This is a genomic window from Maribacter sp. X9, assembly GCF_048537565.1.
In the GTDB taxonomy this organism is placed as follows: domain Bacteria; phylum Bacteroidota; class Bacteroidia; order Flavobacteriales; family Flavobacteriaceae; genus Maribacter.
The window spans coordinates 3,066,241-3,092,513 of the sequence record NZ_CP183215.1; the positions used below are offsets into that span (position 1 = coordinate 3,066,241).

At 39.3% G+C, this 26,273-nt stretch carries 23 protein-coding genes; 14 read left to right on the top strand and 9 right to left on the bottom strand.

The window, feature by feature from the left end:
• Positions 1 to 42: 42 nt before the first annotated feature.
• Positions 43 to 2,085: a polyphosphate kinase 1 gene (ppk1, locus tag ACNR9Q_RS13055; RefSeq protein WP_419211660.1), complete on the top strand. Its 2,043-nt coding sequence runs from the start codon at positions 43 to 45 to the stop codon at positions 2,083 to 2,085.
• Positions 2,072 to 2,917, top strand: coding sequence for a substrate-binding domain-containing protein (locus tag ACNR9Q_RS13060; RefSeq protein WP_419211661.1), 846 nt, complete (start codon positions 2,072 to 2,074; stop codon positions 2,915 to 2,917). The genes ppk1 and ACNR9Q_RS13060 overlap by 14 nt, the downstream gene beginning before the upstream one ends.
• A 3-nt stretch (positions 2,918 to 2,920) precedes the next feature.
• Here the strand turns inward: ACNR9Q_RS13060 and ACNR9Q_RS13065 are convergent, their stop codons facing one another.
• A complete protein-coding gene (locus tag ACNR9Q_RS13065; protein WP_419211662.1) occupies positions 2,921 to 3,349 on the bottom strand; it encodes a response regulator in 429 nt (142 codons plus the stop codon).
• Between the two features lie 84 nt (positions 3,350 to 3,433).
• A complete protein-coding gene (locus ACNR9Q_RS13070) occupies positions 3,434 to 4,099 on the bottom strand; it encodes a uracil-DNA glycosylase (RefSeq protein WP_419211663.1) in 666 nt (221 codons plus the stop codon).
• Between the two features lie 217 nt (positions 4,100 to 4,316).
• On the opposite strand from ACNR9Q_RS13070, the gene ACNR9Q_RS13075 reads away from it, so the two are divergent.
• From ACNR9Q_RS13075 to ACNR9Q_RS13090, 4 genes are all read left to right on the top strand, one after another.
• The gene (locus ACNR9Q_RS13075) at positions 4,317 to 6,488 is read left to right on the top strand and encodes an endonuclease MutS2 (RefSeq protein ID WP_419211664.1); all 2,172 of its coding nucleotides are present in this window, start codon (positions 4,317 to 4,319) and stop codon (positions 6,486 to 6,488) included.
• 162 nt (positions 6,489 to 6,650) lie between these two features.
• Complete coding sequence (locus ACNR9Q_RS13080) at positions 6,651 to 7,055, top strand: thiol-disulfide oxidoreductase DCC family protein (protein WP_419211665.1); 405 nt, start codon at positions 6,651 to 6,653, stop codon at positions 7,053 to 7,055.
• Positions 7,056 to 7,191: 136 nt separating this feature from the next.
• Positions 7,192 to 8,328, top strand: coding sequence for a DUF748 domain-containing protein (locus ACNR9Q_RS13085; protein ID WP_419211666.1), 1,137 nt, complete (start codon positions 7,192 to 7,194; stop codon positions 8,326 to 8,328).
• Positions 8,329 to 8,479: 151 nt separating this feature from the next.
• Positions 8,480 to 9,274: a DUF1206 domain-containing protein gene (locus ACNR9Q_RS13090; protein ID WP_419211667.1), complete on the top strand. Its 795-nt coding sequence runs from the start codon at positions 8,480 to 8,482 to the stop codon at positions 9,272 to 9,274.
• A gap of 10 nt (positions 9,275 to 9,284) precedes the next feature.
• Here ACNR9Q_RS13090 and ACNR9Q_RS13095 read toward each other — a convergent pair whose 3' ends face one another.
• Together ACNR9Q_RS13095 and aroC are read right to left on the bottom strand one after the other, a co-directional pair.
• Positions 9,285 to 10,736, bottom strand: a complete 1,452-nt coding sequence (locus tag ACNR9Q_RS13095) for a dicarboxylate/amino acid:cation symporter (protein WP_419211668.1) — start codon at positions 10,734 to 10,736, stop codon at positions 9,285 to 9,287.
• A 58-nt stretch (positions 10,737 to 10,794) separates the two neighbouring features.
• A complete protein-coding gene (gene aroC / locus ACNR9Q_RS13100) occupies positions 10,795 to 11,859 on the bottom strand; it encodes a chorismate synthase (RefSeq protein ID WP_419211669.1) in 1,065 nt (354 codons plus the stop codon).
• A gap of 226 nt (positions 11,860 to 12,085) precedes the next feature.
• On the opposite strand from aroC, the gene ACNR9Q_RS13105 reads away from it, so the two are divergent.
• Positions 12,086 to 12,940, top strand: coding sequence for a UDP-2,3-diacylglucosamine diphosphatase (locus ACNR9Q_RS13105; RefSeq protein WP_419211670.1), 855 nt, complete (start codon positions 12,086 to 12,088; stop codon positions 12,938 to 12,940).
• A gap of 216 nt (positions 12,941 to 13,156) precedes the next feature.
• On the opposite strand, the gene ACNR9Q_RS13110 is transcribed toward ACNR9Q_RS13105, so the two are convergent.
• Together ACNR9Q_RS13110 and ACNR9Q_RS13115 are read right to left on the bottom strand one after the other, a co-directional pair.
• Positions 13,157 to 13,408, bottom strand: a complete 252-nt coding sequence (locus tag ACNR9Q_RS13110; protein ID WP_419214284.1) for a GNAT family N-acetyltransferase — start codon at positions 13,406 to 13,408, stop codon at positions 13,157 to 13,159.
• A gap of 123 nt (positions 13,409 to 13,531) precedes the next feature.
• Positions 13,532 to 16,453 carry an FAD-binding and (Fe-S)-binding domain-containing protein gene (locus ACNR9Q_RS13115; protein WP_419211671.1) on the bottom strand — a complete coding sequence of 974 codons (2,922 nt, stop codon included), beginning with the start codon at positions 16,451 to 16,453 and terminating at the stop codon, positions 13,532 to 13,534.
• A gap of 89 nt (positions 16,454 to 16,542) precedes the next feature.
• Here ACNR9Q_RS13115 and ACNR9Q_RS13120 point away from each other — a divergent pair, with 89 nt between their 5' ends.
• Entirely contained in the window at positions 16,543 to 17,037 is a 495-nt protein-coding gene (locus tag ACNR9Q_RS13120; RefSeq protein ID WP_419211672.1) for a hypothetical protein, read from the top strand.
• Between the two features lie 106 nt (positions 17,038 to 17,143).
• A complete protein-coding gene (locus ACNR9Q_RS13125) occupies positions 17,144 to 18,262 on the top strand; it encodes a redoxin domain-containing protein (RefSeq protein WP_419211673.1) in 1,119 nt (372 codons plus the stop codon).
• 101 nt (positions 18,263 to 18,363) lie between these two features.
• Here the strand turns inward: ACNR9Q_RS13125 and ACNR9Q_RS13130 are convergent, their stop codons facing one another.
• On the bottom strand, positions 18,364 to 19,014 hold the full coding sequence (locus tag ACNR9Q_RS13130; protein ID WP_419211674.1) for a rhomboid family intramembrane serine protease: 651 nt from the start codon (positions 19,012 to 19,014) through the stop codon (positions 18,364 to 18,366).
• Positions 19,015 to 19,069: 55 nt separating this feature from the next.
• Here ACNR9Q_RS13130 and ACNR9Q_RS13135 point away from each other — a divergent pair, with 55 nt between their 5' ends.
• Positions 19,070 to 19,966 (top strand): lysophospholipid acyltransferase family protein, encoded by an 897-nt coding sequence (locus ACNR9Q_RS13135; RefSeq protein WP_419211675.1) that lies wholly within the window; start codon positions 19,070 to 19,072, stop codon positions 19,964 to 19,966.
• Positions 19,967 to 20,351: 385 nt separating this feature from the next.
• Here the strand turns inward: ACNR9Q_RS13135 and glmM are convergent, their stop codons facing one another.
• The gene (glmM, locus tag ACNR9Q_RS13140) at positions 20,352 to 21,740 is read right to left on the bottom strand and encodes a phosphoglucosamine mutase (RefSeq protein WP_419211676.1); all 1,389 of its coding nucleotides are present in this window, start codon (positions 21,738 to 21,740) and stop codon (positions 20,352 to 20,354) included.
• Positions 21,741 to 21,835: 95 nt separating this feature from the next.
• Here glmM and ACNR9Q_RS13145 point away from each other — a divergent pair, with 95 nt between their 5' ends.
• From ACNR9Q_RS13145 to ACNR9Q_RS13160, 4 genes are all read left to right on the top strand, one after another.
• On the top strand, positions 21,836 to 22,438 hold the full coding sequence (locus tag ACNR9Q_RS13145) for an ACP phosphodiesterase (RefSeq protein ID WP_419211677.1): 603 nt from the start codon (positions 21,836 to 21,838) through the stop codon (positions 22,436 to 22,438).
• A 66-nt stretch (positions 22,439 to 22,504) separates the two neighbouring features.
• The gene (gene ggt, locus ACNR9Q_RS13150; RefSeq protein WP_419211678.1) at positions 22,505 to 24,196 is read left to right on the top strand and encodes a gamma-glutamyltransferase; all 1,692 of its coding nucleotides are present in this window, start codon (positions 22,505 to 22,507) and stop codon (positions 24,194 to 24,196) included.
• Between the two features lie 74 nt (positions 24,197 to 24,270).
• Positions 24,271 to 24,975 (top strand): hypothetical protein, encoded by a 705-nt coding sequence (locus ACNR9Q_RS13155; protein WP_419211679.1) that lies wholly within the window; start codon positions 24,271 to 24,273, stop codon positions 24,973 to 24,975.
• A 53-nt stretch (positions 24,976 to 25,028) separates the two neighbouring features.
• A complete protein-coding gene (locus tag ACNR9Q_RS13160; protein ID WP_419211680.1) occupies positions 25,029 to 25,460 on the top strand; it encodes a GNAT family N-acetyltransferase in 432 nt (143 codons plus the stop codon).
• Between the two features lie 8 nt (positions 25,461 to 25,468).
• Here the strand turns inward: ACNR9Q_RS13160 and ACNR9Q_RS13165 are convergent, their stop codons facing one another.
• Positions 25,469 to 26,233, bottom strand: a complete 765-nt coding sequence (locus tag ACNR9Q_RS13165; protein ID WP_419214285.1) for an XRE family transcriptional regulator — start codon at positions 26,231 to 26,233, stop codon at positions 25,469 to 25,471.
• Between the last annotated feature and the right edge of the window lie 40 nt (positions 26,234 to 26,273).

Genomic DNA, 26,273 nt, shown 5'->3' on the forward strand with positions numbered 1-26,273 from the left:
CTTTTATAAATCGTCATACCTTAAATTTGCTGAAATAGCACCATGGAAAAAAACAATCTTAAGCATAGGGATATTAATTGGCTTTACTTTAATGAACGGGTTTTATTGGAGGCTGAAAGTAAGGATACTCCCTTATTGGAACGGCTTAAATTTTTAGCCATTTTTTCATCGAATTTAGATGAGTTTTTCAAAGTGCGCGTATCACGACTGCGTCAAATCAAGCAACTTGACAAACAATTGCGTAAAAAATTAATGCTTAAGGCCAATAGTACGCTTAAATATATTTTAAAGACCATTGCAGAACAGCAAATCCATTTTGGGGAAGTGATTGCTTCTACCCTAGCAGAATTAGAACATCATGACATTTATCTTCGAAACCCATCTAATTTTACTGCGGAACAGAAGGATTTTCTCAATGATTTTTTCAAGTCCGAAATTCAGCGCTATTGCGAAGTCCATAGTACCACAGCTAATATAAAGTTAAAAGATGGTGCCCTTTATTTGGTGGTAACACATCCGGAAAAGAAGTATAGTTTAATTAAACTTCCCACAGACCAAGTAGGCCGATTTATCGACCTGCCCGGTGAAGGCTATCAATACTGTTATCTAGACGATGTGGTAAGACTCCAAATCAATACCCTCTTACCTAATCAGGATAGTGAAGATTATTATTCCATAAAATTATCGAGGGATGCAGAACTATATTTAGAGGATGACTATTCTGATGTAGAACTTGTAGAAAAAATTTATAAATCGCTTGACAAACGAAAAACCGGACAACCCACTCGGCTTCTATACGATGAACGAATGCCTAAATGGCTCATCGATGCTCTAAAGAAAGATTTAAACTTAGGCGAAGTCGATTTATCACCTGGGGGTATCTACCATAATTTATCCGATTTTTTCTCATTTCCAAGGCCAACGGGTACAGAACATCTTCAATACGAGGCAAAGCCTCCCTTAAAGCATCCAGAACTTTCATTTACCACGGACTTTTTTGAATCGATCACAAAAAAAGACCAATTGGTGCATTTCCCATATCAGCGTTTCAACGTAGTCGAAGAATTTCTAAAAAGTGCAGCTCGTGACCCGCAAGTTTCCGCAATAAAAATGACCATTTACAGGATAGCAAAATCTTCGGCCTTGGCAGACGCCTTATTAACCGCACTTGATAATAACAAGGAGGTAACTCTTTTCGTAGAAGCACAAGCCCGGTTTGACGAAGCCAATAATATTAAATGGGGCCGTATTTTTGAAGACAAGGGGGCCAAGGTAATTTTCAGTATTCCGCAAGTAAAGGTCCATTCCAAAATAGCTATGGTCGTAAGGAAGGAAAACGGAAAGCATAAAAGATATGCCTACATAGGAACCGGAAACTTTAACGCGCAGACAGCCACTATTTATTGCGACCACGGTCTTTTTACGGCCCACAAAAGGATAACGAAAGATTTGGAACAGGTTTTTAAGGTCTTGGAGCGTAAAATTATAGTTCCCAAACTAAAACAACTGTTGGTCTCTCCATTTTCTACCCGTATAACCTTTCTAAACCTCATTCAAAATGAAATCAATGCAGCCTTAAAGGGTGAAAAAGCGTGCATTACGGCCAAAATGAATAGTTTAGAAGACCCTGATATGATTGCAGCTCTTTATAGGGCCGTAAATGCAGGAGTGAATGTACGCCTTATCGTAAGGGGGTTCTGCTGTTATTTAAACGCCAGTACCGATCCAAATACCAAAATGAGGGATACTATTCTTATCACGAGCATCATAGACCGGTTTTTGGAGCATGGTAGAATTTATCTTTTTGAAAATGGAGGAAACGAATTAATGTATATGGGTTCAGCAGATTGGATGACCCGTAATTTAGATCGGCGTATCGAAGTACTTACGCCCATCCTAGACGAAACAATATTCGAAGAACTAAAGCATGTGCTTTCACTTCAATTGAACGACACTGAAAAAGCAAGGGTTTTGGATATTGAAAACTCAAATAAAAAAGTGAACTTTGAGCACCAAACAACAGCTATACGTTCGCAATATGCGATTTATAACTATCTTAAAACCAAACTGAATGAAAAATGTTAAGATAATAGGCGTACCGGAACACTTTAATTTACCCTGGCATTTGGCCATTGAAGAAGGAGCTTTTGAGGAAAGGGGTATTCAACTTGACTGGGTCGACATTCCAGAAGGTACCGGTAAAATGTGCCAGCTATTAGAAACTCATGAAACTGATCTGGCCATCATACTCACGGAAGGTATAGTCAAAAGCATTACAGAGGGCAATCCTGTAAAGATTGTTCAGGAATATATTGCATCGCCCCTTAAATGGGGTATTCATGTAGATGCACAAAGCTCCTATAGGTCCCTAATTGATTTGAAGGATACTACTGCCGCTATCAGTCGTTTTGGAAGTGGTAGCCATCTCATGACCTTTGTACACGCCAAACAAATGGGTTGGGGAACGGAAAATTTAAAATTTCACTTAGTGAACAACCTACAAGGTGCCGTTGAAAGTTTAACCACCGGCAAGGCGGATTATTTCATGTGGGAACATTTTACCACCAAACCTTTGGTGGATAACGGTATTTTCAGGAATTTAGGGGATTGCCCTACACCCTGGCCCTGTTTCCTACTGGTAGCTACAGATAAATTCTTAAAAGAAAACAAATCCGTTATAAATCATATTCAAGAGGTTATCAATACCTATACGTTGGAGTTTAAACAGATACCCAGTATTGACCGCACCTTGGCCAACCGATACCAGCAAAAGTTGGGCGATATACAGGAGTGGCTCTCCATCACCCAATGGAGCCAACGGCAATTACCGGAAAGTACATTGATCAAAGTTCAGAAAACCCTACACGAACTAGAATTAATAGAAAGTATATTGCCATCTACGAGCCTATTGGCTTAATAACTATATGGTTGCCAGGTTGAAGTGTTTTTGAATCAAATTTTTAAACGTCTCGTCCGATAGTGGTTTTTGCGAGAAATCGGCGATATGCTCATTAGTAACGGCACGATCTTTATCTTCTTTATTGTCACTTATAGTTACCAATACAATGGTAATTTGTTCTTTTAGACGTTTTGGAACCTGTTCTTCATACGCTTTTATAAATTGCCAACCGTCCATTACAGGCATTCTCAAATCTAGCATCACCATACACGGTAGTTGTAACTCTTCCTGCCCTTTACCCAAAATAAAATCTAGAGCCTCTTGGCCATTAAGTGCAGAATTGACGTCTACATCAAGATCTAGTTTATTGATGAAAATAGAATGCAAAAAGTTGCTTGCCTCATCATCATCAACAAGTAAAATTGAATTCAATTTATCTAAATTATTCATAAAAGTTAGTTTTTACAGTTCTATTCCTTTAATCAAGGATAGGATTATACCTCTTAAAGTTAGTTAAAATCATAATATAATAACTTACCAGATAATGGATTTATTGCTTAAATCCTTCAATATTTTATTACAGGTAGAAAAATGTCGGTTTCCAAACCAAAAGCCACGATTCGCACTCAATGGGGAGGGATGTCCAGAAGTTAAAATATGATGTTTTTTCGAATCGATCAGGCTAGCTTTCTTTTTTGCAAATCCTCCCCATAATAAAAAAACAATATCGTTTCGTTCTTCAGCTATTTTTTTGATAACGGCATCTGTAAATTGTTCCCATCCCTTTTTCTGATGACTGCCCGGTTCATGTGCCCTAACGGTTAATGTAGCGTTTAACAGCAAAACTCCCTGCTCCGCCCAACGTTCCAAGTTGCCACTTTTAGGGTAGGGTACTCCTAAATCGGTTTGGATTTCTTTGAAAATGTTTATCAAAGAAGGCGGATGCGGAACACCCTCTTGTACCGAAAAACATAATCCGTTCGCCTGTCCCGGGCCATGGTAAGGGTCCTGCCCAATAATTACCACCTTGGTGGCCTCAAATGGGCAATGGTCAAATGCGGCAAAAATATCAGCACCCTTAGGGTAACAGGTATACGTTGCATATTCTTGCTTAACAAAATTGACCAAACTATCGAAATAGGGTTTTTCAAATTCTGTTTGTAATTGCTGTTTCCAGCTAGAATGTATGTTTACCGGCATGAAATTGGAATAATGTTATCAAACAAAGCCAAAACTACTATTTACCTAAAACCTAAGCACCATCCCTTAAACTATTTTGGACTCTTTTTTGTATTTTCATAAGTTTTGAGTTCGTATAAGAACCTGCTCACTATTGTAAATGAACAGATTAGGTCGTAAGTGCACTTTTCCTGATATCACACTCAATCCTTACCTTTGCACCTTATCAAAATAAAACGTGGCGAACATACATTCCAAAACCCTTCAAGACTTAGAATTTCCATCGGTATTAAAGCAAGTATGTGCCCGCTGCAATACCGAATTGGGAAAGGAAGCTGCCTTGGAAATTGCTCCATTCATTACTGAGGAAACCATTCGATTGGAACTGGGTAAAACCGCAGAATATCTCTCATCGCTGATCAGTGAAAACCGAATTCCAAATCATGGCTTTGATAGCATTCATACTGACCTAAAACTACTTAAAATAGAAAATACTACATTAGAACTGCAAGGTTTTAAGCGTATCGCCAGTATTTGCACCTCGGTAACCCAACATCAAAAATTCTTTAAAAAATTCAAGGAGTATTATCCTATATTCTATGAATTTGCTACCGAATTGGAGTCGAACACCGAGATACCAGACATGATCAATAACATCATCGATCGGTTCGGTGAAGTCAAGGACAATGCCTCGGATTCACTATTCAGTATTCGCCGTCATATGAACCAAGTTCGCGGAAAAATCAGCCAAAGTTTTACAACTGCACTTAACGCCTACCAAGCATCGGACTATTTGGATGAGATACGGGAATCTGTTGTGGAGAACCGCAGGGTACTGGCCGTAAAGGCCATGTATAGGAAAAAAGTTAAGGGTTCCGTTATGGGTACTTCCAAAACGGGGAGCATCGTTTACATTGAACCCGAAGCCGCACTGAAGTACAGTCGTGAACTCAATAATTTAGAATTTGAGGAAAAGGAAGAAGTACAGCGAATACTAAAACAACTGACGAATCAAATACGGCCATTTAGAGAGCTTTTAAGGGATTATCAAATTTATTTGACGCAAGTGGACGTTACCGCGGCAAAAGCGAAATACGCAGAAGATATTGATGCCCTCTTGCCTAAAATAAACACCAACGACCGTCTTTATTTACGGGATGCCTATCACCCACTTCTGTTTTTAAGCAACAAACGAAAAGGGGAAAAAACCTTTCCGCAGACCATAGAACTACATCAAGAAAACCGCATTATCGTAATCTCCGGGCCTAATGCGGGCGGCAAAAGCATCACCTTAAAGACCATAGGGCTATTACAGGTCATGCTGCAAAGTGGCTTGCTTATCCCTGTACATGAACGCAGTGAAGTATGTTTCTTCAAAAAGATACTTACGGATATCGGAGATAATCAAAGCATTGAAAATCATCTAAGTACGTATAGTTATCGGTTAAAGAACATGAAGCAATTCCTGAAACGTTGTGACGATCAAACCTTATTTTTAATCGATGAATTCGGCACAGGAAGCGACCCTGAATTGGGAGGTGCCTTGGCAGAGGCTTTTTTAGAAGTTTTCTATGAACGAGGTTCATATGGGGTCATTACCACCCATTACGCCAATCTTAAAGCACTCGCTAACGAACTCCCTCATGTGACCAATGCCAACATGCTTTTCGATGGTAAAACCTTGGAACCTACGTTTCAATTAATCTTGGGCCAGGCCGGTAGTTCGTTTACTTTTGAGGTGGCACAAAAGAACGGTATACCCTATTCGCTCATTAACAAGGCTAAGAAGAAAATTGAGCGAGGTAAAGTCCGTTTTGATGCCACTATAGCGAAATTACAAAAAGAACGCAGTAAAATGGCCGAAACGGGTTCTAGGCTACAAGAAGAAGAGAGCAAGGCACGGGAAGAAGCGGCACGCTTGGAAAAATTAAACGCAAAGATCAAATCAAAACTAGAAAACTATCAGGAATTATATGACCATGACCAGCGTATGATCCAGTTGGGTAACAAGGTGAACATTGCGGCGGACAAATATTTTCAGGATAACAAGAAACGACCTCTCGTATCTGAGCTTTTGCGTATCGTAGAAACCGAAAATAGCAAGCGAAAAAAGAAATCTTCGGCCGAAGCAAAAAAAGAAAGGGCCAAAAAAGCCCAAGTAGCGCAGGAAGTACAAAAAGAGGTGAAAGTTATCCGCGAAACGAAAAAGGTGGAAAAGAAAAAAGCGATCTTTAAAGAGAAGAATAAGCCCAAGCCAGTTTTCAACCTTGGCGATCGCGTTCGTTTACTAGATGGTAAAGCTGTTGGCAGTATTGATTCCCTTGAAAAAGGAAAGGCGATTGTCAATTATGGTATGTTCACCACCAATGTAAGTGTAGACCAGCTAGAACTAGTAGAAAAGAAAAAATAAAACACTTTAATTACTGAATTTCAATTATTTAAAAATAATCGTATATGATTATTTACATATACCAATGACGTTTTTCAATCGAATTTGAGGTATGATAAAAAAAGAAACATTAAATAGAATCGAACACGTCAGAATCACTCAGCAACCTACTATCTTTACGTCATGAAAACGGTGCATAAAATCATACTTTTTGATGGGGTTTGCAATCTCTGCAACGGTGCCGTACAATTTATTTTGAAAAGGGATGAAAAAGACATTTTTCGTTTTGCGGCATTGCAAAGTGAGGTCGGCCTTCAACTCGTTGCAGAACGTAATATTGATATAACATCCATAGATTCTATTATTTTAATTGAACCTGGGGTGGCTTATTATACCAAATCGACAGCTGCTTTAAAAATTGCTGAAAACCTCAGCGGAATTTGGAACTTATGCTCCGTTTTACTGTGGCTACCAGAATCTTTTCGAAATATCGTATATGATTTTGTAGCTCGAAATCGGTACAAATGGTATGGTAAAAAAGAAGCTTGCATGATTCCCACTCCTGAATTGCAGTCAAAATTTTTGTAGCGATTAGATGTATTCATATCCGCCAACGCTGAGAAAGTTTACCTCTAAAATTATTTCAAATACGTCTATACTAAATTCGAATAAGGTACAATATCTGAAAGAATTTTATAAAATTCGCACCTAATTACAAGAAGATATGGTCGTTCAAAAGAGAAAGCGGTATAAGAAAAAAAGATATGTTGTTCCGGTTATAATTATCTGCCTAATAGTCGCCATTAGAATTGCCCTACCCTATGTCATTAAAAATTATGTAAATAAAGTCTTGGCTGATATTCCAGGATATTACGGACAAGTCGAGGATATTGATTTATCGATCATCAGGGGGGCATATAGCATTGACGGTCTCTATTTGAAAAAAGTACATGCAAATTCAAAAACTCCCTTTTTAGATTTTAAGAAAACGGATATTTCCATTGAATGGAAATCCTTACTACACGGCAAAATAGTTAGTGAAATTGAAATGACACAACCCACGGTCATTTATGTCTTCGAAGATCAACAACTTGATAGTTCTGAAGCCAAAACCGAAGATTGGTCAAAAGCGCTGACCGATTTGGTACCTATCGATATAAATAACCTTACCGTTAAAAATGGTACGGTCGCTTTTGTTCAATTAACAGCCGAACCAAGTATTGACCTTCACTTAAAACAGGTCAATTTAAGTGCCACGAACTTAAGAAACGTGGTAGAAAAAGTGCGAACACTGCCTTCAGAAATTCACGCTACCGCCATATCTATTGGCAACGGAAATGTTAATTTGAATGGTAATTTAAATTTGGTCAAGGAAATTCCAGATATGGACCTCTCCCTAAGCTTAGAAAATGCCAATGTTACGGCGCTAAATGACTTTACAAAGTATTATGCCGGTATCGATTTTAGCTCGGGTTCTTTTGATCTTTTTGGTGAATTGGCCATTGCAGATGGTTATTTAAAAGGTTCCTTTAAACCTATATTGAAAGATGCTAAACTTTTAGGGAAAGAAGATGGATTTTTAGATACGCTATGGGAAGGTTTCGTAGGTTTCTTCAAGTTCATTCTTAAAAACCATAAACAGAATACACTTGCCACCAAAATTCCTATTGAAGGGGATTTAAATAACGTTAATACCAAAATATGGCCAACGGTGACCCGTATCTTTAAAAATGCTTGGATAAAAGCCTATAAGGGTGTTATCGATGACGATATCAATTTTGAGGATGCCTCTAAAGGAGCTGATAAATTAATCGAAAAAGAATCCAAAAAAGAAAAACGTAAGGCCAAACAAAAAGATTGACGAGAAAATAATTGAAAAATCTTATTATTTTCCTTCAACCCCATGTAACCTCATTTAATTTCCGAATTTTATCAAACGAGCTAAAAATGAGAATATTACAGGTAACAACTCCTTTCCTATATCAATATATTCCGGTCTTAAAATCATCTAGATGAACGACAACCTCAAAAAGACTGCCTATGCCGGATATATTGCTAAAGGCATAGTGTATGCATTAACAGGTATTTTGGCTTTATTGGCTGCCTTTAACATGGGAGGTCAAAAAGCCGGTAAACTACAGGTAATCGATTATTTAGAGAACCAGATATTCGGAAAGTGGTTGGTCATAGTTTTAGGTCTTGGTCTTATTTGTTACGGAATTTGGCGGTTCATTGAAAGTATTCGCGACCCTGAGGGCATAGGAACCGATATGAAAGCTATCGTAAAAAGGGTAAGCTTCTTTATTAGTGGCTGTATTTATTCAGGTTTAGGAATTTTTTCCGTTCTGGATGTTCTTGGACAGGGCTCATTTCTAAAAGGCGGGGGTGGATCTGGTAATTCTGTTTTAGCAGGTACTTCTGGAAAATATATTTTTATCGTTATTGGCCTTGCTTTGGCGGGAAAGGGGATTTACCAATTTATAAAAGCTTATAAAGGTGATTTTCTTAAAAAGTTTCAGATTCAATCCATATCGGTAATGGCCAAAAGGAGGTATATAAAACGTATCGGATATGCGGGACTTATTTCAAGAGGCATCGTAACTTCCATCATAGCCTATTTTTTTCTGACTGCAGGATTTAACCTTGGCGGAAATACTTCCAATGAAATGAAGGGTACCGCAGCAGCTTTCTCCTTTATACAAGAACAAGCCTACGGAAAATGGTTATTAGGGCTTGTAGCGGCTGGATTAGTCTGTTATGGCATCTATATGTTCACCATGGCCGCTTTCCGGCGGTTCGATGGGTAAGATCAATTAATCAAGCCTTCTCTTTAAGCTTCCAATCTTCGTTCGGATCCTTATCCGCATTATAATTGAATAATCCCTCTCCCTTTGCAATGATGGAACATACCGTAGCATCACCCGTTACGTTCACCACGGTTCGCATCATATCTAAAATACGGTCTACCGGAAAAATTATCGCGATCCAAGCAGGATTCAATCCTACTGATTCCAACACTATAATCAACATAACCAAGCCTGCACTTGGCACGGCTGCAGAACCTATGGAGGCCAAGGTTGCCGTTAAGACTATGGTAAGCTGTTGGCCAAGGGTTAAATCGATCATGTGCATTTGCGCCAAAAATACAACGGCAACGGCTTGATATAGACAAGTACCGTCCATATTTACAGTGGCTCCAATGGGTAATACAAAACTGGTAACTTTTTTATCTACCCCGAGATTATCCTCTACACATTCCATTGTTACCGGCAGCGTGGCGGCACTACTAGAGGTCGAAAAAGCCAAGGTCTGTGCAGGTCCCATTGCCTTAAAAAAGCCTGTATAGGAAACTTTTTTTATAAATATTTTGAACAATGCGGGATAAACTACAAATATCATAAAGGCCAATCCTAATACTACCGTTAGCGAATACCAACTTAATCCCTTGAAGATTTCAACCACTTTTGAAATATCATCTCCGGCCATTTTACTGACTACGCCCGCCAACAGGGCAAAAACGAAAAAAGGTGCCGCTTTCATGACCAAGTCCACCATTTTGAGGAATACCTCCATAATACTATCCACAACTTCGATTACCGGTTTTGATTTTTCATTAGGTATAAATAATAGACTAATGCCGAAAAATAATCCGAAGAAGATAACTTGAAGCATCAAACCATTATCGGCCAATGCGGAAAAGAAGTTCTGAGGAACTATATCTACCAACGGCTGCAATGGTCCGGATTGTTTGGCACTATCGGCCGTTTCCAACTTTGAAGAAACTGAGGCATCCTGCAACTCAGCTCGAGAAAGATCGGTTATCTTTTTGGCCCGTTCCATAAATTTAGGATCTTGTAAATAGTTGATACCATCCTTAATCTGATACCCTTGGGAATTGGCCCAAATCTCATAGGAAATCCTATTATCGATTCTACTTTCCTGATCCATCAATTTTCCTGGGCCGATCAAATTCACCAGTACCAGTCCAACGGCAACCGCAAAAACAGTTGTAATAAGGTAGGCCAACAAAGTTTTACCCCCCATACGGCCCAGACTGGCAGGGTCTCCTATACCCGCTACTCCGTTAATGATACTAAAAAGTACCAATGGCACGGCTATTAATTTTAAAAGATTGATAAAAATGGTACCAAACGGGGCTATCCAATCTATGGTAAAGGAACTCCATCCAATAGCACTTGATAGCAGGGCCCATAAAATTCCCAGTACAAGTCCGATAATGATTTGCCAATGTAGTGCCAGTTTTTTCATGTGTTCTAAGTTAGTTGGTTCGTTCTTATGTTGAAAAGATACTAGAAATTATTGTAATCTATAATTTTATAGTCCTATTCAATAATGCGTAATCTGCCAATACCAAGGCGGTCATCGCTTCTACAATGGGCACTGCTCTGGGCACCACACACGGATCATGCCTTCCCTTACCTTGGGTCTTAATCATATTACCTTCTTTATCAATGGTTTCATATCCCTGAATAACGGTTGCCACAGGTTTAAAGGCGACATTGAAATAAATATCCATTCCATTGCTTATACCTCCTTGTATCCCTCCGCTGTGATTAGTTTTGGTCGATCCATCACTATTGAATTGGTCATTATGGTCACTTCCCTTCATTTTGACCCCTTCAAATCCACTTCCATACTCAAAGCCCTTTACTGCGTTGATAGATAACATGGCCTTCCCTAATTCGGCGTGCAATTTATCAAATACAGGTTCTCCAAGACCAATTGGTACATTTTTGGCGACACATGTAATGACACCTCCTATAGTGTCGCCTTCTTTTTTGATGGATTTAATATATTCTTCCATTTTCAATGCCATTTTTGGATCTGGGCATCTTACGGGATTCGTTTCGGTCAAGGTCAGATCTAGTTCTTTATAATCCTTATCCAACTTTATATCACCAACCTGGGAAACAAAGGCCTGAATTTCTATACCTCTAAGAAATTGTTTGGCGATGGCCCCGGCCACTACCCTACTTGCGGTTTCCCGCGCAGAGCTTCTTCCGCCCCCACGGTAATCTCGAAAACCATATTTTTGATCATAAACGTAGTCTGCATGCGACGGACGGTAGGAATCCTTAATATGTCCGTAATCTTTTGATTTCTGATTGGTATTGTAAATGGCAAAACCGATTGGCGTACCTGTGGTTTTGCCTTCGAAAATCCCTGAGAAAAATACCACTTCGTCGGGTTCCTTCCGTTGCGTAACGATGGCGGATTGTCCTGGTTTTCTGCGGGCCAAATCGTTTTGAATTGCGATGAGGTCCAATGCTATTCCTGACGGACAACCGTCTATAACCCCTCCTATTGCCTCACCATGCGATTCTCCAAAAGTGCTTACCCTAAAAATGGTTCCAAAGGTATTTCCGGCCATACTTTCTCTTCTAAATTAATGGTTGTTGATTGATATGCTTAAAATAGTGCAAGTTTCAAAGGTAAATGTTAAATGCATGAAAGAAAAATTTTAAAAGTGCTTAATGTTAGGTTAACGTTTATCCCATTGCGTAATGATTAATTAACTTAATGATTAAGCAATATTGACCCTTTTTATTACTGATTAGCATACCATTAGGTTTAATTTTGCACTTAAAATAGCGTCATTGAAAAAACGTCGTCTTGAAATAGCAGTTCTTTCCGATATTCATTTAGGATCTTATGCCTGTCATGCCGAGGAACTACTCACCTATTTATCTAGTATTCAGCCTAAGAAACTAATACTGAACGGTGACATATTAGATACTAGCGCGCTTGAAAATAATTACTTCCCTCCTGCCCACTTGAAAATCGTAAAGAAGATTTTCACCATGGCCTCAAAGGGTACTGAAGTTTTTTACATTACCGGAAACCACGATGACAATTTCAGAAGCGTAGACCCTATTTCTATGGGGACCATTCAATTCTCCAATAAATTGAACCTTAAGTTAGATGGCAAACGTATGCTATTCTTTCATGGCGATATTTTTGACCTTTCCTTTAAATATGCGCATTGGTTATTGCAATTTGGTACTTTAGGATTCGACCTACTCTTAAAATTCGCAAAATTTAAGACCAGAACGCTCGAAAAAATAGGGAAGGATAATAAACCCTTCATTTTTGAGGACAACGGGGATACCAAACGTGATTCACATTACACGGCACTTTTTGAGCAAAATGTCGCAAAGATGGCCATTAACCATCATTACGACCATATTATATGCGGACATAGCCATGAGCCGAAAAAAGAATTGGTAGAAACCCGAAAAGGCGACTGTCTCTACCTTAATTCAGGAGATTGGGTAAAACACATGACCGCTTTAGAATACTCCTTTAAGCGCTGGAAATTATACCGCTACGAAAACGATAAGCTTGCCAGCTTTTATATGGACGAGGAGTTAAAAGCGATGGACATGAATGAAATCATAGCTTCCATTACCGAAAAAGCCGAAAATAAAAAGAACAAACGAGAAGAAAATTAGGCGTTTTCCATTAATTTTTCATGAATCTTACCTGTACAAAACGCTAATTTTTTAAATCGGCGCCAAACTTAATTTCTATATTTTCTTTGATTTAGCGCATTAATCATTTTTTACCGTTTTCGGATCAGTTTCTTGTTTTAGCATCATATGTGACGCAGGGTAAGGTTTTCCAGAGGAATCGATTTCTGAGCGACCGACTATTTCAAATCCGCAATGCTAGTAAAAACCAACTGCTTGCTCGTTATCTTCATTAACGTCTACTTCGCTCACATTTAAATTGTCAATAGAATAGTCTAACAACAATTTGCCAATTCCTTTTCCTCTATATTCAGGATGTATAAATAGCATTTCTAAATTCTGTTCGGCCACATCCAGAAAACCGACTATTTTCTTTTCCTTATTCCTTATGCGGCGAAGCTCAACTGCATCCAGATAGGTATTTAAAATTAGAGGTTTAAAATATTCGATATCTTCTTCTCTTAAAAAATGAGGTGTAGCCCTAACCGAGGCTTCTCAAACATGTACCACTTCTGGGTATTCGGTGTTATTCATGGTGTCTATTTATTGTCTCGTTCACCTATTTGCCGCTAACTATTCAACAACCAACGCCTCTTTTAAAATACTCACCGGGTGTTTCGCTACTCTTTTTGTGCCATCAAAAATCTGATGCCTACAACTTGTTCCGTTGGCGGCGATAATTGTATCAGGAGCTGACTTAGAGACAGCTGGAAACAGTTTCAACCCACCGATTTTCATACTGGTTTCATAATGCTCTTTCTCATAACCGAACGAACCTGCCATACCGCAACAGCCTGAGGCTATTATGGTTACTTTATAATTAACCGGCAAATTCAACACATCAAAGGTTACTTTTTGGTTGCTCAGAGCTTTTTGATGGCAGTGATTGTGAATTTTTATATCCTTAGCTTCTTCGGTAAATGATGATGAGGTTAAATTACCGGATACTATTTCATTGGCTAAAAATTCCTCGATCAAAAAGGAATAACCCGCAATCTTTTTAGAAACATCCTTATCTGGTGTCATACGTAAATATTCATCCCTAAAAGAAAGAATGGCAGAAGGTTCAAGTCCTAAGACAGGAAGCCCTTGCTCTGCAAATTTTGAAAGTTCGATGGTATTTCGTTTTGCTAATTTTTGGGCCTGTTTTAAAAAGCCCTTCGAAAGAAAGGTGCGGCCACTTTCCGCAAAGTACAATTCAACTTCATATCCTAATTTCACTAACAGCTCAATGGCATCTTTACCTACTTCAATATCCAAATAACGTGTGAATTCATCAATAAAAAGAATGACTTTATTTTTTGTTACAACGTTTTTATTTTTAATGGATTGAAGGTGATTATCAAAATTAAAACTATAAACTTTTGGAAGGCTTCGCTCTTGAGCTACTCCACTTGATTTTTTAAGTAATCCGCCGAAAAATTTAGAGGCATAAATGGTATTGGTCAGTCCAGAAACCACACTTCCCATTTTATTCAATTTGGTATTATAGGCGAATAATTTACCCCGCAATGGATATCCGTTGACTTCTTGGTATTGATAAAGAAATTCAGCTTTTAAAGTCGATACATCTACATTACTGGGACACTCACTGGCACAAGCTTTACAGCTCAAACACAAGTCGAACACCTCTTTTAATTCCTTTCGGTCAAAAGCGTTCTTAGAAGTCGCTTCCGGGTTGGTTAAAAACTCGCGTAAGGCATTTGCCCTACCCCTGGTTGTATCTTTTTCGTTTTTCGTCGCATGGTAGCTAGGGCACATTGCCCCGGACATATGATGCGTTTTTCTACAGTCCCCACTTCCATTACACTTCTCTGCCGCCTTTAATATCCCCTCACTGTCTGAAAAATCGAATAGTGTGTCGATGTTCGGTTCCTCACGGTCCACTTCGTATCGAAATGATTTATCCATCGGGTAGGCATCCACAATTTTACCGGGATTGAAAATTCCGTTAGGATCAAAATAGGATTTTACCCGCCTCAACAGCTCATAGTTCTTCTTCCCGATCATCAACGGAATAAATTCTGCACGTACGATTCCGTCCCCATGTTCCCCGCTAAAAGATCCACGGTATTTTTTGGTAAGTTTCGCAACATCGGTGGTAATACTTCTGAACAACGAGACATCACTACCTTTTTTAAGGTTAAGGATAGGTCTTAAATGTAATTCTCCAGCGCCTGCATGTGCATAGTACACCGCTTTTTGATCATATCCTTTCATGATTTGAGAAAACTCGCCTATGAAATCCTTCAAATCGGGTAAAGCGACGGCCGTATCCTCAATACAGGCGACGGCCTTCATATCCCCAACGATATTGCCTAAAAGCCCTAGTCCAGCTTTTCTAAGCTCGATCGCCTTAGCAATATTATCCCCCAGTAAAATAGGGTTCGCATAACTTAGCCCTGACCGTTCTATGGTTTTCAACAAGGAAGCAATAGCGGCATTCAATTCATTTTCAGTATGCGCACTTACCTGCAACATTAACAAAGCAGCCGGATCGCCTTCTACAAAGAATCGGTTCGCCAATTGGGCCCGATTATTTTTTGTGCAATCTAAAATTACCTTGTCCATCATTTCACATAACTGCAAGGGGTGCTCCATGACGGGCACCACATCCATCAAACACTCTTCAAGTGTTCTATAGTGGGTGACCACCATTGCGGACAACGTGGGCGGCAAATCATCTAATTGCAATGTAATTTCAGTAGTAAACGCCAAGGTACCTTCGCTTCCACAAAGTAATTCCGCCATGTTAAAATACGCTGTAGAACCTCCAAGTACATCGGCCTTTAGAAGCTCATCAACGGCATAACCCGTATTTCTTCTGTGAATCTCTGGTTTCGGAAAATTATCGAGTATCTCTTTTGCTATTTCATTATTAGACAACTCTTTATATATATTTTTATAAAGTGAGGCTTCAAAAGTATTTTCCTTAAGTTTCTGTTCGAATTCCGAAGAATTAAGTCTTTTGAATTCAACGTGTGAACCATCAGAAAGTATGGTCTTCATAGAAACTACCTTATCCCTAGTCACCCCATATTGAATGGAGGTGGTACCTGATGAATTATTGCCCACCATACCTCCGATCATACAGCGATTGGACGTAGATGTATTGGGGCCAAAGAAGAGCCCGTAGGGTTTTAAGTATTGATTCAGCTCATCACGTATTACTCCGGGCTGAAGAGTGACCTGCTTTTTAGATTCGTCCACACTTATGATATTCGTAAAGTGTTTTGAAACATCGACTACAAGACCGTCACCCACGCATTGACCCGCCAAAGAAGTACCTGCGGTACGTGGTATCAACCCTATTTTTGACTCATTAGCAAAATGAATAATACGTTCGATATCGGCTACACACTTGGGAAAGGCTACGCCCATTGGTATTTTTCGATAAACCGATGCATCTGTTGCGTACAAACCTTTTGTAAGATTATCGATTCGTACTTCTCCTTCTAAATCTTGTTGTAACTTTGACAGTGAATTTTCGTTCAAACCAGCACAATTTTGAACGCTAAATTAAGTTTTATTGTTTGAGTCACATCGTGAGAAGGCTCATTTTTTAACTTTAAAAATAGAAATATATGAAGATTTTAAAAGGTGCTTTCGCACTATTATTTATGGCAACCTGCTCTTTATCAGCACAAGAAATCGCTAATCATGCCTTGGGACTTCGGTTGGGTGACAGTGATGGTTTTGGAGCCGAAATCAGCTATCAAAAATCATTAGGCACTAATAACCGTGCTGAATTTGATTTAGGTTGGAGGGACAGTAGAAATTTTGATGCCTTCAAATTAGCCGGTTTATACCAATGGGTCCGTCCTATTGAAAATAATTTCAACTGGTATTATGGTGTAGGTGGTGGCTTAGGAAGTGTTGATTTTCCTAACGTTCCGAACAGGGATGATGATGGCGGTCTTTTCGTTTTTGCCGCAGGTGATATAGGTATCGAATACAACTTCGACATTCCACTAATTCTTTCCTTAGACTTTAGACCTGAGTTAGGAGTTGTGGGCTACGATGGTTTTTCAGATAACTTTGATTTTGACATAGGATTGGGAATTAGATATCAGTTCTAATATTCAGCTCAACACATAACCTAAAGACCCTTAAAACAACTTTTAAGGGTCTTTTTTTATATCCTATATATAAAGTACATTTGCAAAATAAATTAAGTAGATTTCTATGAAACACAGTATTACAATCTTGCTGGCCGCATTTTTAATGTTCAGCTGCAACTCAAAACCAGAAGGCTTTACCTTAAACGGAACAGTACGTGGAGACCTAAAAGACGGCACCCAGGTATTCCTTAAAAAAATAGGGGAAAACAACCAACCGGTCGAAGTGGATACCGCAACTACTACAAATGGGGAATTCACCTTTACAGGAGTTTCGGCAATTCCAGAACTTCATTACATTTTTGTGGATCAATTACCGGGCTATTCCGCTGTGATTTTGGAAAATGGTGAGATTGAATTCAGTGCCCAAAAAGATAGTTTAGGATTTGCCGAAATAAAAGGTACCCTACAAAACGACACGTTTTCTGACTATATGGACCAGTCAAGGGAAATTTCACTAAAGGCGCAATCTGTTCAGAGGGATATGCAAACAGCCTCTGGAGAAGCAGCCTTAGCGTTACAGGACGAAATGAAAGAACTTCAGGAAGAATATAAGGATTTTGAACTGGACTATATCAAAAACCACCCGAACGCATTAATCTCAGCCTTAATTTTAGAACGGGCAATAGCCACTAAAGCTATTAGTGCAGAAGAAACCAAAAACCTTTACGAGGCGATGTCCCCCGAAATCAAGAACTCACAACCAGGAAAAAGAATTTCTGAGGGAATTGATCGATTAAAGCAATCTGAAGAAGCTGAAAAGAATACGAGCATAGGATCTAAAGCTCCAGATTTTTCCGGACCTACCCCCGATGGAAAAGAAATTGCTCTTAGTGATGTAATGGGTAAAGTAACCTTAATCGATTTTTGGGCCGGATGGTGCAGACCCTGTAGGGCAGAAAATCCGAACGTAGTTGCCGTTTACAACAAGTACCATGAAAAAGGTTTAAATATTCTTGGTATTTCTTTGGACAGAACCGAAGAAGCATGGAAAAAGGCTATTGAAGAGGACGGATTGGAGTGGAACCATATTTCCAATATCGCTTATTTTGATGATCAAATAGCTAAATTATACAATGTTGATGCTATACCCGCAGCATTTCTTTTGGACGAAAACGGAATCATTGTTGCAAAGAACTTAAGAGGTCCAGAGCTTGAGCAAAAAATAGCGGAACTTTTAAATTAAATAAGTATTCAAAAAATAAAAATCCCCAAGGTTTCGAAACCTTGGGGATTTTTTTATGTCTTTGACCTTTATCCTAACACTCCTTAAAGCGGCAATAAAAACTATAGTTTACCCAATTTACCCAAAACAAAAAGCAATATTATGGGAAGTGCCAATAAACCGACCATTAAGGTTTCAGTTTGTAATAGGCTTGGCATAAATAACAAGGTACAGGCAAATCCGCCAATTGCACCGCCAAAATGCGCGGTATGGCCAATGTTACCCAAACGTTTTTTCATTCCATAAATAGAATAGAGCAGATAACCGATACCTACTACATAAGCAGGCAGCGGAATCGGAATAAACATGATACCCAATTGCATGGTGGGATTTAACAGAATTGCTGCATATAAAACTCCGGTAACCGCTCCACTCGCCCCAACCGCTGAATAATAAGGTTCATCTTTATGAAAACTCAACGCCAACAGACTACCCGCCAACAAACTCGCAAAATAGATGATCAAGAATTTACCTGCACCGAACCAATTTATAACGACACCGGCAAAGAAATACAAGGTCAACATATTGAACAATAAATGGGAGACATCTACATGAAGAAATCCTGAGGTTAGCATACGCTCTTTCTGCCCTGCCTTTATCGCTCCGATTCCGAATTTGTAACGATCAAAAAAATAAGTGTCGTTAAATCCTTTTAGAGATACCAAAACGTTTGCTGCAATAATCGCTATGGTGGCTATATTCAGGTTGTTCATTTATCTACCTTTTATTTGGCGCAAATATAGCTATATTTGGCCATAAATTAAGTAGATGCAACTATTGGCCTTTGTTCTTATCTATCCATTTTTATGGATGATTTCCATTTTGCCGCACCGTTTGTTCTACGCTTTTTCAGATACCGCATTTTTCTTTGTCTACCATGTTTTTGGCTACCGTCGCAAAGTGGTCCAGCACAACTTGAACCTCGTTTTCCCAACCAAATCAAAAGCTGAACTTCAACATATAGAAAAGTCATTTTATCATCATCTATGCGACACCTTTCTAGAAATGATCAAATCGATGAACCTTAGCAAGAAAGATGTTCAAAAAAAATACCACGTAGTAAATACAGAAGTGCTACTCGAAATAGAAAAAGAGCGGAGTATCATCATTCTTTGTGCGCATTATGCGAATTGGGAATGGAACGTAAGCATCAATAACTATGTGACCTCGAAAGGCTATGCCGTTTATCAAAAAATTAACAATACTTACTTTGACAACTTTGTCAGGAGAGTAAGGGCTAAATGGAATACCACCCTGATCACTCAAGGACAAACAGCTAAAACCGTACTCAAAAACGCGAAAAATAATGTACGTGCTACCTATGGTATGGTGAGTGATCAATCTCCACAGGCGCACCGTGCTCAATATTGGACCGATTTCATGGGAATTAAAGTACCGATTTTCAACGGTGGTGAAGCGTTGGCTCGCAAGACCGGACTAGCCGTTGTTTTTTTAAAAGTGAGCAAGGTAAAGCGCGGACATTATAAGGCCGAATTCATACCCATTGCCCTAAATGGCAAAGAAACCAAGGAGCATGAAATAACGAATGCCTTTCTTCGGTTAACGGAAGCCCAAATTCTAGAAAAACCAGAATATTACCTTTGGACCCATAAGCGCTGGAAGCACTGCGGAAAAGAACCTGCTTCTTTTGCAAAAAGCTGTTGATCACATACTTACTTTTCAATTTTTCTATTCCAGTTATTTGGCCATCTCACTTTACGTACAGTTTAGAAGGAAATTAATGGATGTTTTACATTCCATTGGAAATTAATTTCTGTATCTGCCGAATACGAGGGCACAATATTCGGCACCTCCCAAGAAGAGGAAACCAAAACCATACTAAAATAGGGTATTACCCGAAAAGTGAACATCGGTAATTTTTTAGATGTGTATTTCGGTTAATTCCTAGCTTTGGTAAAAGATGTCCGTACGGCTCCCGACTTTAGAAACAACGTAAACTATATCTTTATGCCTTCTGAACGAAGCCACACAGGAGACCATCAGGCTTCTTAAGTTGCACGAGCAGATTATCTGCAAGGCAAAAATCAGTTTAAATACCTGCGACTTTCTTCATCTCCCCAATGATTCGCTCTGCCAAACCATCGGCTTCTGCCTGACTTTTAGCTTCGGTATATATTCTAATAATAGGTTCGGTATTCGATTTTCGTAATTGCACCCAGTTTTCGGCAAAATCAATCTTCACACCATCAATAGTACTTAATTCTTCATCGGCATAGGTATCGGCCATAGCTGTCAGTATTCCATCCACATCCAACCCTGGTGTCAATTCGATTTTCTTCTTGCTCATGAAATAACTTGGATAACTTGCCCTAAGTTCTGCGACCGTTCCACCGCGTTCTGCCATCAACATTAAAAATAAGGCCGTACCTACTAAAGAATCACGACCGTAATGACTTTCAGGGTAGATAATCCCTCCGTTACCTTCACCCCCGATTATGGCTTTGTTAGCTTTCATTTTGGTTACTACATTGACCTCGCCAACGGCTGCCGCCTCATAGGTACCTCCATGTTTTTGGGTAATATCCCGTAGTGCCCGTGAAGAAGAAAGGTTTGAAACGGTATTGCCTTTGGTCTTGCCCAACACATAGTCGGCACAAGCCACCAAAGTATATTCCTCTCCGAACATTTCACCATCATTGCTGATAAAGGCCAAGCGATCCACATCTGGATCTACCACAATCCCAAAATCGGCCTTTTCTTCGACTACCAATTTACAGATATCCGTAAGGTGTTCTTTTAAAGGTTCTGGATTATGTGGGAAATGTCCGTTTGGTTTACAGTATAACTCCACCACTTCTACCCCAAATTCCTTTAAAAGCTTTGGAATAGCAATTCCACCTGTAGAATTCACACCATCTACAACAACCTTGAATTTGGCCTTTTTTACAACTTCAGCATCGATCAGTGACAAATTCAACACTTCATCAATATGGATATCGATATAGCTATCATTTTTAGTTATTTCTCCCAAATCATCGACATCGGAAAAATCAAAATCTTCCATTTCTGCTATTTCCAAGATTTTAGCACCTTGTGCAGCATCTAGGAACTCCCCTTTTTCATTTAATAATTTAAGGGCATTCCATTGTTTCGGATTATGGCTCGCCGTTAGAATGATTCCCCCATCTGCCTTTTCCATTGGCACGGCTATTTCAACCGTTGGCGTTGTAGATAGGTTTAAATCGACAACATCGATACCTAAACCCACCAAAGTTGACACCACCAAGTTCTGGATCATTTCTCCAGACAAACGTGCATCGCGACCAATGACCACTTTCAATTTTTGCTTTTTGGAATAGTCCTTCAACCAGATTCCGTACGCTGCCGCGAACTTAACCGCATCGATCGGGGTAAGATTGTCCCCTGGTTTTCCTCCTATGGTTCCGCGTATCCCTGAAATAGATTTTATGAGTGTCATATGTTCTTGATAAGTTTTTGCAAATATAAACGGTTCATTCGTACCACTATTGTGCTTCTTTGTAAATTCGGGTTTTTGAAGCTTAAAATAGGCGAATGAATTTTTTAGCCCACATTTACCTCTCCTTCAACGATAAGGAAATTACCCTGGGGAATTTTATTGCGGACAGTATCCGGGGTAATAAATTCCATCACTTACCCGCCAAGGTGCAGAAAGGAATAAAACTTCATCGCCTTATCGACACCTATACCGATAGTCATCCCATTCCTAAAATAAGCAGCAAAAGGCTACATGCAAATTATAGTCATTATAGCAGAGTAATCGTGGATATTTTTTATGACCATTTTTTAGCCAAAAACTGGTCAACCTATTCAGATGTTCCTTTGGAACTATTTGTGGATGATTTTTATGACCTATTGGAAGAAAATTATGAAATTCTACCCGATGGTGTCAAACGAATGATGCCGTACATGATTGCCGAGAATTGGATTTTCAATTACTCTAAAATGGATGGAATTTCCAAAGTACTGAACGGCATGAACAGGAGAACCCAAAACAAATCTAAAATGAATTTCGCCATTATCGACCTAGAAAACCATTACCAAGCTTTTGAAAAAGAGTTCACCGAATTCTTTGAAGAATTGCTTGTATTTTCAAAACAAAAGTTCATTTCATTGACAAAAAAAAATAATATTTAATATTTTATAAATTAATAAATGTCAACTTATTAAACACATTCAACTAAACCATTTATACCACTAATCATGAAGCAATTTAAATTACTCGCCCCCTTATTCGCTCTCCTTATTTTCAGCAACTGCAAAAAGAGTCCCGCCGCACCGACCGGACTTGTTACTGAAAAAGCTATGGTCGTTTCTGCCCGTGAAGAGGCTTCAAAAATAGGAAGTGATATCATGAAAAAAGGAGGGAATGCCTTTGATGCCATGGTAGCTACAGAAATGGCGTTGGTCGTCGCCTACCCTTTCGCAGGTAATCTTGGTGGTGGCGGATTTATGGTCTACCGAAAAGCCGATGGCGAAGTTGGCGGATTAGATTATCGGGAAAAAGCCCCACTTTCAGCACACAGAGACATGTATTTGGATTCCTTGGGAAATGTTGTTCCCGACATGAGTACGGTTGGAGCAACGGCCGTAGGTGTACCCGGTACTGTTGCGGGTATTATAGAAGTGCATAAAAAATTCGGTTCCTTACCGTTGGAAGAAATTATGGCCCCTGTAATTGCTTTGGCAGAAAAAGGGGTGGTCGTTACAGAGAACCAAGAAAAACGTTTGGCCAGTCAGCGCGAAAAATTCATTGAAATAAATGGCGACAGCACCAAATTCGCAACGGAATATAAAATGAATGACACCATAAAGTACCCAGCTTTGGCCAATACCTTTCGCAGTATTGCCAAAAACGGAAGAGATGGATTTTACAAAGGTGAGGTGGCACAAAAATTGGCCGCTTTCATCCACGAAAAAGGAGGGTATATTACCGAAGAAGATTTAGAGAAATACCAAGCGGTATGGAGAAAGCCTATTGTTTTCGACTACAAAGATCTTCACATCATTTCCATGAGTCCGCCCAGCAGTGGCGGGGTGACCATCAATCAAATCCTCAAGATGATGGAACCTTACGATGTAGCCGAATTAGGACATAATTCCACAAAAATGATCCAATTATTCACAGAGGCTTCAAGAAGGGCCTATGCAGACCGCAACTATTTTTTAGGCGACCCCGATTTCGTCGAAATTCCATATGATAAACTTTTGAGCAATTCTTATTTAGAAGAACGCATGCAGAGTTTCTCCTTCGACAAAGCGACCAAATCGTCAGCAGTGGAACATGGTAACATTGAAATCATAGAAAGTATGGAAACTACCCACTACTCAATTGTAGACCCACAAGGCAATGCAGTTTCGGTAACCACAACACTTAACGGTGCCTATGGTTCCAAATTATATTCCGATGAATTAGGATTTTTCCTGAACAATGAAATGGACGATTTTAGCTCAAAAGCAGGTGTCCCCAATATGTTCGGACTCATTGGGGCGGAAGCCAATAGTATTGAAGCCGAAAAACGGATGTTGAGCAGCATGACCCCAACCATTGTTGAAAAAGATGGCAAACTTTGGATGGTCGTAGGCACACCGGGCGGATCTACCATTATCACCGCAGTTGCACAAACGATTTTAAACGGATATGAGTTTAATATGAGCATGCAGAATGCGGTAAACTCCCCTCGCTTTCATCACCAATGGCTTCCGGACATGGTCATTTTTGAACCGGATGGTTTTCCATCGGATCTGACCGATGAATTAAAATCCAAAGGCTATATCATCAACGAAGAGCGTACCCCTATAATTGGAAAAGTCGACGCTATTCGGGTTCTTCCTGATGGAAAATTAGAAGGAGGTGCAGATAAGCGTGGTGATGATGCCGCAGTTGGTTTTTAGACGAGTCTAAATCATCAATTTTGAAATTAAAATTAATTATTCAATATATTTTAAATGAGATACTTAATTAAACTATGTTAAAGCGACTATTCAAATTTATAGGAGTTATTATTTTACTTGGAGCGGCATTGTTTGGAGTACTCTATTATTGCTGTAATGAGCCTTTGCCCATCGGAGAATCCGGCCCAGAAGCGGATGCCTTGGCAGAAAGAATGTTAAGTGCCTTGAATAATGATGGCTATCAAAATACAACAATGATTGAATGGACTTTTAGGGGAGGTGATCATACCTATAAATGGGATAAGGAAAAAGCTGTGGTGAAGGTTGGTTGGGATGATTATAGGGTCGACCTCGATTTAATTACACCAGATTCCAGTACAGCCTACGAGAAGGGTGAAAAGTTGCCTTACGAAGAAACATTAAATCTTATTGATAAGGCAAAAAGCTATTTCAACAATGATTCCTTTTGGCTCGTTGCTCCCTATAAAGTATTCGATAAAGGGACAGAACGTTATTTAGTGGAACTGGAAGATGGCTCTGAGGGACTATTAGTCACCTATACCCAAGGAGGCGATACGCCTGGGGATTCATATTTGTGGCTATTGGAACGAAGCGGAATCCCTAAAAGCTTTAAACTTTGGGTGAAAATTATTCCTATTGGCGGACTCGAAGCTACGTGGGAAGGTTGGCAAAAAACAGAAAGTGGAGCACTACTGCCCTCCTCACATTCATTCGGACCTATAACTATGAAAATGGGAGATGTTAAAACCTATCACTAGTTATAGTGCGAGAATCAACTACTAGTTCTAATTGCAAAACAAATATAAAAATTATGACCATCAAATTATTGACTAAAAGCGAAGTAACCGTAGCCCTTCAGGCACAACTAACGGAACTCTATAAACAGTTGAATGCTGAATTAAAACAACTGGAATTGGCTACTGTGCTTAAAAATGAAGGCCAAACAGATATTGTTATCTGCATGGATGGGGAAATTCTAGTAGGTATTGCTATGATGGCAAAATATACCGTAGTTTCTGGCGCCAAAGGTATGATCGAAGACGTGGTCGTATCATCCGATTATAGAGGACAAGGTATCGGTAGAAAACTGATGGAAAAACTATTGGAACAAGCCGAAAAGGAACAACTGACCGATGTTCTACTCTTTAGCGGACATCATAGAACGGCCGCCATTTCATTATACCAAAGCTTAGGATTCAAACTTAAAGAGAGTGGATTATATGTAAAAAAATGTTTAAAGTAATAGTCTATTTAAACCTTCTTAACATGCTGTAATTGATTCTTTAACTCCTCCATAGATTCTTGCAGTTGGCGCAACAATCCGTTATCGGTAGTTGCGTCTACATTAAAGGTAATCTTACTACTTACTTCCCAAATTTCCTGGATCTGAAAAGGCTTGATATCGTAAGGCGGATAAGTTTCGTTAAGCGAGACCAAAGTTATATTATTTGAATTGGGTCGCTTTTCAATTTTCTTGACCATGATTGAATCCTGTAGTACAACCACATACATTTTATTGGCGCTCACATAATCGATGTGCTCAACGGCCCTGGCCAAAACCCATTCCCCTTGTTGTAGATTAGGCAACATACTATCGCCTTCTACCTGAAAACCACGGTAGGTCGCATTTCTGAATTCCGGTATAGGTAAATCAAAGGCAGGCAATTGTTGATACCAACTGGTGTCGGATATATTTTGAGGATATCCTGCCGCCGCCTTGGCGTTCACCAAGACCATATTATCACGATTGGCAGAATCTACCGTAACCACTTTGGGGATTACACTGGTTTTAGAGGTTTCCAAATACTGTTCCTCACTCTCTCCAAAAAGCCACATAGGATTAATCTTGAACTGTTTCAACAATTCAAGAACCACTTTACCTGAAACTTTAGTGCGCCCACGTTCTATATCTGCCGTGGTACTAGACACGCCAAGCAAGACTGCAAAATCCGCTTGGGTATACCCCAACTCTCTTCGTAAATCTGTAAATCGTTTTAAGGTCAGTTCGTTTTCCATGGCTTTATGTGCTAAAGAATAAAAATATAAGGGTTCATTC

Coding starts and splice junctions, on each gene's coding strand:
- aroC (WP_419211669.1), bottom strand. CDS start 11,859: ATGGCCGGAAATACCTTTGGAACCATTTTTAGGGTAAGCACTTTTGGA.
- ACNR9Q_RS13125 (WP_419211673.1), top strand. CDS start 17,144: ATGAAACACAGTATTACAATCTTGCTGGCCGCATTTTTAATGTTCAGC.
- ACNR9Q_RS13145 (WP_419211677.1), top strand. CDS start 21,836: ATGAATTTTTTAGCCCACATTTACCTCTCCTTCAACGATAAGGAAATT.
- ACNR9Q_RS13085 (WP_419211666.1), top strand. CDS start 7,192: ATGGTCGTTCAAAAGAGAAAGCGGTATAAGAAAAAAAGATATGTTGTT.
- ACNR9Q_RS13080 (WP_419211665.1), top strand. CDS start 6,651: ATGAAAACGGTGCATAAAATCATACTTTTTGATGGGGTTTGCAATCTC.
- ACNR9Q_RS13135 (WP_419211675.1), top strand. CDS start 19,070: ATGCAACTATTGGCCTTTGTTCTTATCTATCCATTTTTATGGATGATT.
- ACNR9Q_RS13065 (WP_419211662.1), bottom strand. CDS start 3,349: ATGAATAATTTAGATAAATTGAATTCAATTTTACTTGTTGATGATGAT.
- ACNR9Q_RS13090 (WP_419211667.1), top strand. CDS start 8,480: ATGAACGACAACCTCAAAAAGACTGCCTATGCCGGATATATTGCTAAA.
- ppk1 (WP_419211660.1), top strand. CDS start 43: ATGGAAAAAAACAATCTTAAGCATAGGGATATTAATTGGCTTTACTTT.
- ACNR9Q_RS13120 (WP_419211672.1), top strand. CDS start 16,543: ATGAAGATTTTAAAAGGTGCTTTCGCACTATTATTTATGGCAACCTGC.
- ACNR9Q_RS13165 (WP_419214285.1), bottom strand. CDS start 26,233: ATGGAAAACGAACTGACCTTAAAACGATTTACAGATTTACGAAGAGAG.
- ACNR9Q_RS13130 (WP_419211674.1), bottom strand. CDS start 19,014: ATGAACAACCTGAATATAGCCACCATAGCGATTATTGCAGCAAACGTT.
- ACNR9Q_RS13155 (WP_419211679.1), top strand. CDS start 24,271: ATGTTAAAGCGACTATTCAAATTTATAGGAGTTATTATTTTACTTGGA.
- ggt (WP_419211678.1), top strand. CDS start 22,505: ATGAAGCAATTTAAATTACTCGCCCCCTTATTCGCTCTCCTTATTTTC.
- ACNR9Q_RS13060 (WP_419211661.1), top strand. CDS start 2,072: ATGAAAAATGTTAAGATAATAGGCGTACCGGAACACTTTAATTTACCC.
- ACNR9Q_RS13070 (WP_419211663.1), bottom strand. CDS start 4,099: ATGCCGGTAAACATACATTCTAGCTGGAAACAGCAATTACAAACAGAA.
- glmM (WP_419211676.1), bottom strand. CDS start 21,740: ATGACACTCATAAAATCTATTTCAGGGATACGCGGAACCATAGGAGGA.
- ACNR9Q_RS13160 (WP_419211680.1), top strand. CDS start 25,029: ATGACCATCAAATTATTGACTAAAAGCGAAGTAACCGTAGCCCTTCAG.
- ACNR9Q_RS13095 (WP_419211668.1), bottom strand. CDS start 10,736: ATGAAAAAACTGGCACTACATTGGCAAATCATTATCGGACTTGTACTG.